This window comes from Rhizorhabdus sp. (genome assembly GCF_018006725.1).
Lineage (GTDB): Bacteria > Pseudomonadota > Alphaproteobacteria > Sphingomonadales > Sphingomonadaceae > Rhizorhabdus.
On the sequence record NZ_JAGMXV010000229.1, the window covers coordinates 1 to 7,211 of the forward strand.

Below are 7,211 nucleotides of genomic sequence, written 5' to 3' on the forward strand. Positions count from 1 at the left end.
GCCTTGCTGTTCCTCGCCCTGCCCGGCGCAGCGCTTGCGGCGAATGATGTCGTCGTCCACCGGGACCCGGGTTGTGGATGCTGTGAGAAGTGGGCCCAGGCGCTTCGCGCGAAGCTGGGCCGCACGATCGTCATGCGCGACGATGCGTCGCGCGGGGCGCTTCAGCGGAGGGCCGGCATGCCGGGCACGCTGGCATCCTGCCACAGCGCGATGGTTGATGGCTATCTGATCGAGGGCCATGTCCCGGTCGCCGATATCAAGCGCCTGCTGGCAACCCGTCCCGTAGGCGTCAGAGGCATTGCGGTGGCGGGGATGCCGATCGGCTCGGAGGGCATGGAAGTGGCAGGCGCCGCCCGCCAACCCTATGCGGTGGTGTCGTTCGGCAGTTCGGGCCAGAAGGTCTTCGCGCGGCATTGATCACGCACGCCTCGGCTCTCGCTGGTGATTTCCTGTTTGAATGACTGGGACTTGCTCGCCCCCACCTGTATAGTCATTTGATGCATGCTCCCGCTCGCCCCCATAGCCGCGCATCCGCTCCCCGGACGAAAGCTGCTTCTGTGGGCGAACCCGCGGTCGACGCTGCCGGTGCGGAGAAGCAACCTCGCTATGTGGCGATCAAAGACAGCATTTTCGAGGACATCCGGGAAGGTCGCCTGAAGCCCGGCGACCAGACGCCGTCAGAGGCCGAGCTCGTCGAGACGTTCAAAGTCTCGCGCATGACCGCAAACCGGGCGTTGCGGGAACTGCAATCGGCCGGTGTCGTGGTACGGCGGGCGGGGCGGGGCAGCTTTGTCGCCGAGCCCCGGCCGATCGGGCAGCTGATCGAGATCCGCAACATCGCGGAGGAGGTGCGCGGCAGGGGCCACGCCTATCGCGCGCGCGTCATTTATAATATCGAGATACGGGCTGATGCGGAAAGGGCAGCTCTGCTGGAAGTCGGCTTGGGCACGCGCCTCTTCCATTCGCTTATCGTCCATCACGAGACCGAATTCCCAATTCAGGTCGAGGAGCGCTTTGTGCTGGCATCTGCTGCGCCACGCTACGGAGAGAGGGATTTCAGCGCCTCGACGCCGAATGAATATCTGACACGTGTTGCCCCGCTCGAGCGAGTAGAGCACCGGGTGTGCGCGGCGATGCCGGATACAGCCATGCGAACAATGCTGGGCCTCGCTGAAGGAGAACCAGTGCTAATGATGACGCGCAGAACCTGGAGTCGCGGACGTCTCGTATCGCACGCTTGGCTCACGCACCCGGGCAATCGGTTCGAGCTATCGGCGGCTTTTTCTGTTGGGACCTAGCGATCAGCCCGCGCCCAACTTGACGGCCGATTTGCGCCTGCGCCGCAACCATCGCACGTCGGCGCGACTGAAGCTCTTAAACAGCAGGTAGAAGCCCGTCCCCGACAGCCACAAAGTACCGAACGCAACGAAGACGATCAGCGGGTGATTGAAGCTGGTGCGGTTCACATAGTCCATATTGTGGAGCATCCAGAAGAAATCCCAGGTGCGCCATGTGTCGCCGCGCATGACCAGGAATCGGCCGGTGTCGGCGGAGATGTAGGCGCTGCTGTTCTCTGCGTCCGCGAAATCCAGTCGCCACATGGTGCCTTCGTGCTCGCGCGCTTCCACATTCGGTTCGGCGAGCAACGTTGCCTTGCGGATCGGTGCTTCATTCACCATCGTCGCGACGTCGCGCGCGACCTGCTCGTCGACCCGAACCGGGGCGCCGCTCGTCGCGTCGATTAGCCGCGTGCCCGTGGTGGATCGAAGCTCGTAGACGCGGCGTGTGGCAAGGGACCGCAAGGCGATGCCGAGCACGGGACCATCAAGAGCGAGCTTTGCCGGCGCAATATAGTCACCGGCAGGTAGGGCGTGCTGATGGCTGGCCTGCGCACTGTGTCCGCCGACCTTCTCCTGATCGAGCAAGGCCATCATCGAGCCGCTCAGAGCCCAAAGGAGAAACTGCACGCCCAGGATCAGGCCGACCCATTTGTGGATGCGCCGAAAAAAGAGCGGGGTGAACCGGATTTTCTTCATGCCTTCTTCTTCCTGCGCCGCGGGAACGACCAAAGCAGCAGCCAAGCCCCGGCCAGCGCCATGGCAAGGGCACTCCAGGTCGCCACGCGCAGCAGCGGATTGTTGACGTCGGAGCGATCGTCATAGTCCATGATGTGCAGCATCCACGCGAAATCGAACACGCGCCACAGCGCATGGCGGCGCGAGATCAGCTCACCGGTCTGCGGAGAGAGATACAGGGTTGGCCGGTTCCAGGCATCGAATTCGACCTGCCAATAGGGAGGCTTGCGCGCCTGCATTTCCAGTGGCGCCGTCGTCAGCAGCCGGGCTGCGACGATGTCCCCGGTGCCGCTGTAGATGCGCCGAGCGGCGGCGCGGATTTGTGCCTCGCTCAAATCGGGGATGGGCTGTCCCGAACCTGCATCGAAGAGTCTTGGACCACCCGGGGTTTGCGCGCGCCAGACGGGCTGATCCATGAACCGTTGCAGGCGGATCTCGGACGCGTCGGGAGCCGATTGAACAATCCGCGCCGGCGGGACGAAGCTCGCAAGGTCGATGGGGGCGACGACCGGTGGGCGGACCAGATCGTCGCCATGGATGATGTCGATATGGACGGCCACCATATAGAAGCCGGTCAGCGTCCAGAGCAGAACCTGGACGCCGACGATCAGGGCCAGCCACTTGTGCGTCCGGCGGATGACCAAAGGCCAGCGAATTGCCATGTGCTGCCCTTCAGAACGCGGTTCGGAAGCCGGCGTAGAAGCGCCGTCCGAGCAGATCATAGGTCATCGTGTCGGTGTTGGCATCGGTGAAGCTCTGGATATAGGGCGCCTTGCGGTCGAACAGATTATCGGCCCCGATCTGGAAACGTGTCTTCTCGTCGATCGCGAAGGCAAGCTGAAGATTGTGGTAGAAGACGTTCGGCGTGCGGTAGCCGATGTCGCCGGCCGATGCGTTGAAGTCGGTCGCCTTGCCGATCCATTGTGTCGACCAGGTCGCGCTGATGCCGTCCTTTTCCGCCGTCAGCACGCCATAACCACGCCATTTCGGATAGCCGCCATTGCCGCCCCCGATAAACCCGTCGAAATAGATCGGCGCGCCGCCGGGGAAGGGGTTTACGACATATTTGTTGAGATAGGTCATGTTGAGATCCAAGGAGATCTTCACCTCGCCCACCGCACCACTGTACACCAGACCCAGATCGAGACCATTCATCTCCTCGCGGCCGGTGTTGATGGGCTGGGCGGAGAGGTAAGTGACCTCGCCGGTCAGCGCGCTGCGCGTAAAGTCGCTGCAGAACGGGTGCGACAGGTTCTGGCTCGCATAGCAGACTGCGAGCTTGGTCGAGCCGGGAATGGCCCGGATCGCGTCCTTGATCTTGATGTCGAACCAGTCTGCCGTCAGCGACAACCCTGGGATGATGCCGCGCGGCGATATCACCGTACCAACGGTCCAGGTCGTGGAGCTTTCGGGCCGAAGGCTCTGGTTACCGCCCACTGTGGTGAGGATCGTGGTGCCGAGCTGCGTATAGTTGGCCGGCACACCGGACGCCTGACAATTGGCGATCAAGGTCACGTTGCCGCTGGAGGTGTAGCGCGAGCAGGGATCGGTCGTGGTCAGATTGCCTTCCGAGACGCCGCCGAAAAGCTCCGGCACGTTGGGAATGCGAAAGCCCGTCCCATAAGTGCCGCGCAGACGGATGCTGTCATTGACTACCCAGTCGGCACTGAGCTTGTAATTCCAGTCGCTCCCGAAGAGATTATAGTCTGAGTAGCGGACTGCGCCATCGAGCGTGAGCGCCTTGGCGAAAGCTGTGTTGGCAAGCACCGGCACCGATAGCTCGAGATAGGCTTCCTTGGCGGTGCTCGAGCCCGAAATAGGATCCTGCTGATTGACGTTCGCCACGCCGAGCACCGTCAACGGGTCGGGATCGCGCCAGCCTTTTTCGCGCCGATAGACCACGCCGGTGGCGAAGGACACCGCGCCGGCTGGAAGGGAGAAGAGATCGCCGTTGAGGTCAGCCGTGACCGTGCCGAGTTCGTTGCCTCCGCGATCGCGCGAGGTGAACAGAATATAATCCAGAACCTGAGGTGTCAGGTCTCCGAACCCAAGATAGTCACCGCAGGGGATGGCCGCGCCCGCCGTGCTGGAGCATTTGCTCCTGTCGAGCGTGTTCGCGACGCGCTCGAGATTGGCGATGTTGGTCGAGCCGTCGACGGCCGTGTTACGCCCGAAGCTGCCCGCGACTTCCCAGGCCCAGTCGTTCGCCAGCTTGCCGCGCAGCCCGAAGGTGCCTTGCCAGGTATCGGTCTCCTGGAAGAAGTGGCGCGCGCCGGGTTCGGCGAGGCGGCGCTGGGCCAGGACCAGGTTCTGGCCGGTCGGATTGGTCGGATTGCTGGCTGGTATCGAGAGATTGCGCAGCGTGCCGGGTGTCGCGATCTGATTCGACTTGCGGAACGTATAGAGGAACTCGCCGAACGCCTGGATACCGTCGGTCAGCGCATAGTCCGCGAAGAAGGCCGTGCTGACGCGCTCGACTGGGCTGACCGCATTGAGAAACGGGTTCGAGTTGAAGTTGTGCTTGGCGGGACTGTAAGGCTCGTAGAAGTTCCCGTTCCCTCCGGGTACCTGGTTGAAGTTGATCTGTTGGCCGTTGGGCAGCACCGCGCGTCCGCCGATCGTCGAGGCGCTGTTGACGCAGCTCAGCGAGCCCGGCGTCGTTTCAGCGAGCGAGCAGGGCGCACGCGAGGCCATGTTGACGGCGCTGGTCTTCTGGTAGGTGACTGCTGCCATGAACCCGCCACGATCGTTGCGAATGCCCCAAAGTAGGTCCGCGGTGAGATCGGAGCCGTCGCCGCGCTCGGTAATGCCTTGTCGGACGCTGAGACCCAGGCCTTCATAATCGGTGCGCGTGACAAGGTTGACCACGCCGGCCATGGCATCGGCCCCGTAGATAGCGGACGCGCCATCCTTGAGGACATCGGTGCGTGCCAGCGCCACGACCGGGATCATGTTGAGATCGGGTGAGGAATTGGCGCCGGTGCCGCCCGCGACGAGGCGTCGGCCGTTGAGGAGCACGAGTGTGCGCTTGATGCCGAGGCCGCGCAGATTGACCTGAGCAGTGCCATAACCGTTGTTGGTCCAGTAGGCCGATGTCTGGTTGCCCGCGAAGCCGGCATTGGCCGGCAAACGCTGCAAGGCGGTTTCGATATTGACGATGCCGGTATTTTGGATCTGCTCGGCGGTGACCACGGTGGCCGGTCCAACCCCGGCCAGATCCTGCCGACGGATTCGTGAGCCGGTAACGACGATGTCGCTGTCATCCCCCAGGACTTGTGCTTTTGGCTGCGGTGTCGGATCGGCCTGAGCGAGAGCCGGCGCGGCGTAGCCCGCGACGATGGCGGCGCTGCCGAGCAGGGCCATCCTGATGGTCATGTGCAATCCCCCTGACGTTTTAGAACAGCCACAGACAACATCAGTTGTATATACAGGTCAACAGTATTTTTCCTGTTTTTCCAATACCTTATTCTCGTGAAATTTAGATATAGATATAGCTATAATACGCACGCCAGACGTCGAACCCTCATGACTGAAGAGATATTTTTGCGAGCGCTCATTTGCAAAGCTGCTGAGATAGGAGATAGAATATCATATCGTAATACAGCCTCGCACGCTTCGATTTGATGATCGGGACATTTGGCCGGCAAGAATGCGAAGCGGCATGATCACATGTTATTGGTGTCGGCGTGATATACCTAGGTATAGCGCTAGAGATGCTCCGGGAACATTAGTCCTTTGCTGAGCTTGCACGCGCCAGGGAAAGTAATACCGATGCGGACCGCATTTGATCCTCGTTTCCTGGATGTGTCGCGCCTTCTTCCGGATTGAGCCGCAGGTTCGCCTTTTGAGGCAGATGAAACGACTCCTGACGAAACGTCGTGCGACGAGTCCGGCGACCTGAGATCGTCGCGCAGCCACTGGGTCACTTGGCGATGATCCAATCCGGTTCGGCAGTGGCGGCGCAGTCCTCGAACGTCGATCGCATCCGCGGAGCCGACGGGCCGGCTTGTGCATGAGCCGCCCTGATTTTGCCGCTGGGCAGTACGGCAGGTTGCGAAAAATGCTTGCTGTGTCCCGGTCGGCGCGCGGGCGTGCAGCTCGCGCCTCGCACGATCACACGCGCAGCAGTCGCCCCACCGCCCGCATGATCGTCGCCCGGCGCGCCGCGTGCTCGGCAGCGTCGCGTGCAGCTCCGGTCATGCACCAGAGCTGGGTGAGGGCGGCGACAAGCCGGACGACATCCAGGGGCGTGAAGTCGGCGACGATCCGCCCCTCGGCCTGCGCCGCTGCGATCCCGTCCAGCTTCTCCCCGAGAAGGACCTCGCCGGCCGGGAGCATCAGAACATCCTGGCCACGCTCCAAATGATGCCAGGTCAGCAGCCTCCACAGGCGCGGGCGTTCGACCAGCAAGTCATAGGTGCGCCCCGCATAACCCTCAAGATCATTGGGATCGAAGCGATCGGCCTGCGCCGCGTCCATCACTTCCTGCGTCAGCGCGGCATCGAAGAGCGCCTCCTTGTCCCCGAAATAGGTGTAGAGCATCGGCTTGCTGATACCCGCCGCCTGCGCAATCCGGTCGATCCGCGCGCCCGCCAGCCCATGGGACGCGAACTCCTCGGTCGCTGCAGCCAGGAGCGTCTCGCGGCTCTGTGCGGCATTCCGCCGGGTTCGTTGCTTCATCACACCTCCAAGCATTGACGCATTCCAGGTTTCAAGTTACCTACCAGTTGGTAATATATGGAGTAACATATGTCCAATCACTGGTTTCTCACGGGCGCGTCCAGCGGCATCGGCCGCCATCTGGCCGAACTGATCCTGGCCGCTGGCGACGACCTTACCGCGACGGCCCGCAAGCCCGAAAGCCTCGATGATCTCGCGGCGAAATATCCGAGCCAGCTGCGCGTCGAAGCGCTCGACGTCACGGTCAAGGACGATATTGCTGCGGTCGTGGCCCGGGCGCAGGCGCGTCGACCCGTCGATATTCTGGTCAACAACGCCGGCGGCGGCGTGATCGGCGCCACCGAAGAGATGTCGGACGCCGAGGTCGAAGGCCAGATCGCGCTCAATCTCATGGCGCCCATCCACATCACCCGCGCCTTTGTCCCCGCGATGCGCCTGCGCGGGAGCGGCCGGATC

7 protein-coding genes are annotated in these 7,211 nt (G+C 62.5%); 3 read left to right on the forward strand and 4 right to left on the reverse strand.

What is annotated here, in order from left to right; genetic code table 11:
• Together KAY22_RS22080 and hutC are read left to right on the forward strand one after the other, a co-directional pair.
• Positions 1-417, forward strand: a 417-nt coding sequence (locus KAY22_RS22080) for a DUF411 domain-containing protein (protein ID WP_296625347.1), incomplete at its 5' end; no start/stop codon positions are given.
• 191 nt (positions 418-608) lie between these two features.
• Positions 609-1,298: a histidine utilization repressor gene (gene hutC, locus KAY22_RS22085; protein WP_230588639.1), complete on the forward strand. Its 690-nt coding sequence runs from the start codon at positions 609-611 to the stop codon at positions 1,296-1,298.
• A 3-nt stretch (positions 1,299-1,301) separates the two neighbouring features.
• Here hutC and KAY22_RS22090 read toward each other — a convergent pair whose 3' ends face one another.
• The 4 genes from KAY22_RS22090 to KAY22_RS22105 form a co-directional block, all read right to left on the reverse strand.
• Positions 1,302-2,036, reverse strand: coding sequence for a PepSY domain-containing protein (locus KAY22_RS22090; protein WP_031342995.1), 735 nt, complete (start codon positions 2,034-2,036; stop codon positions 1,302-1,304).
• Positions 2,033-2,737 (reverse strand): PepSY domain-containing protein, encoded by a 705-nt coding sequence (locus KAY22_RS22095; protein WP_004213138.1) that lies wholly within the window; start codon positions 2,735-2,737, stop codon positions 2,033-2,035. The genes KAY22_RS22090 and KAY22_RS22095 overlap by 4 nt, the downstream gene beginning before the upstream one ends.
• A gap of 10 nt (positions 2,738-2,747) precedes the next feature.
• Entirely contained in the window at positions 2,748-5,450 is a 2,703-nt protein-coding gene (locus tag KAY22_RS22100; RefSeq protein ID WP_015449259.1) for a TonB-dependent receptor, read from the reverse strand.
• Between the two features lie 738 nt (positions 5,451-6,188).
• A complete protein-coding gene (locus KAY22_RS22105) occupies positions 6,189-6,755 on the reverse strand; it encodes a TetR family transcriptional regulator (RefSeq protein WP_015449258.1) in 567 nt (188 codons plus the stop codon).
• A gap of 69 nt (positions 6,756-6,824) precedes the next feature.
• On the opposite strand from KAY22_RS22105, the gene KAY22_RS22110 reads away from it, so the two are divergent.
• Positions 6,825-7,211 (forward strand): SDR family NAD(P)-dependent oxidoreductase (locus tag KAY22_RS22110; RefSeq protein WP_296625349.1); only part of this gene is annotated, 387 nt, incomplete at its 3' end.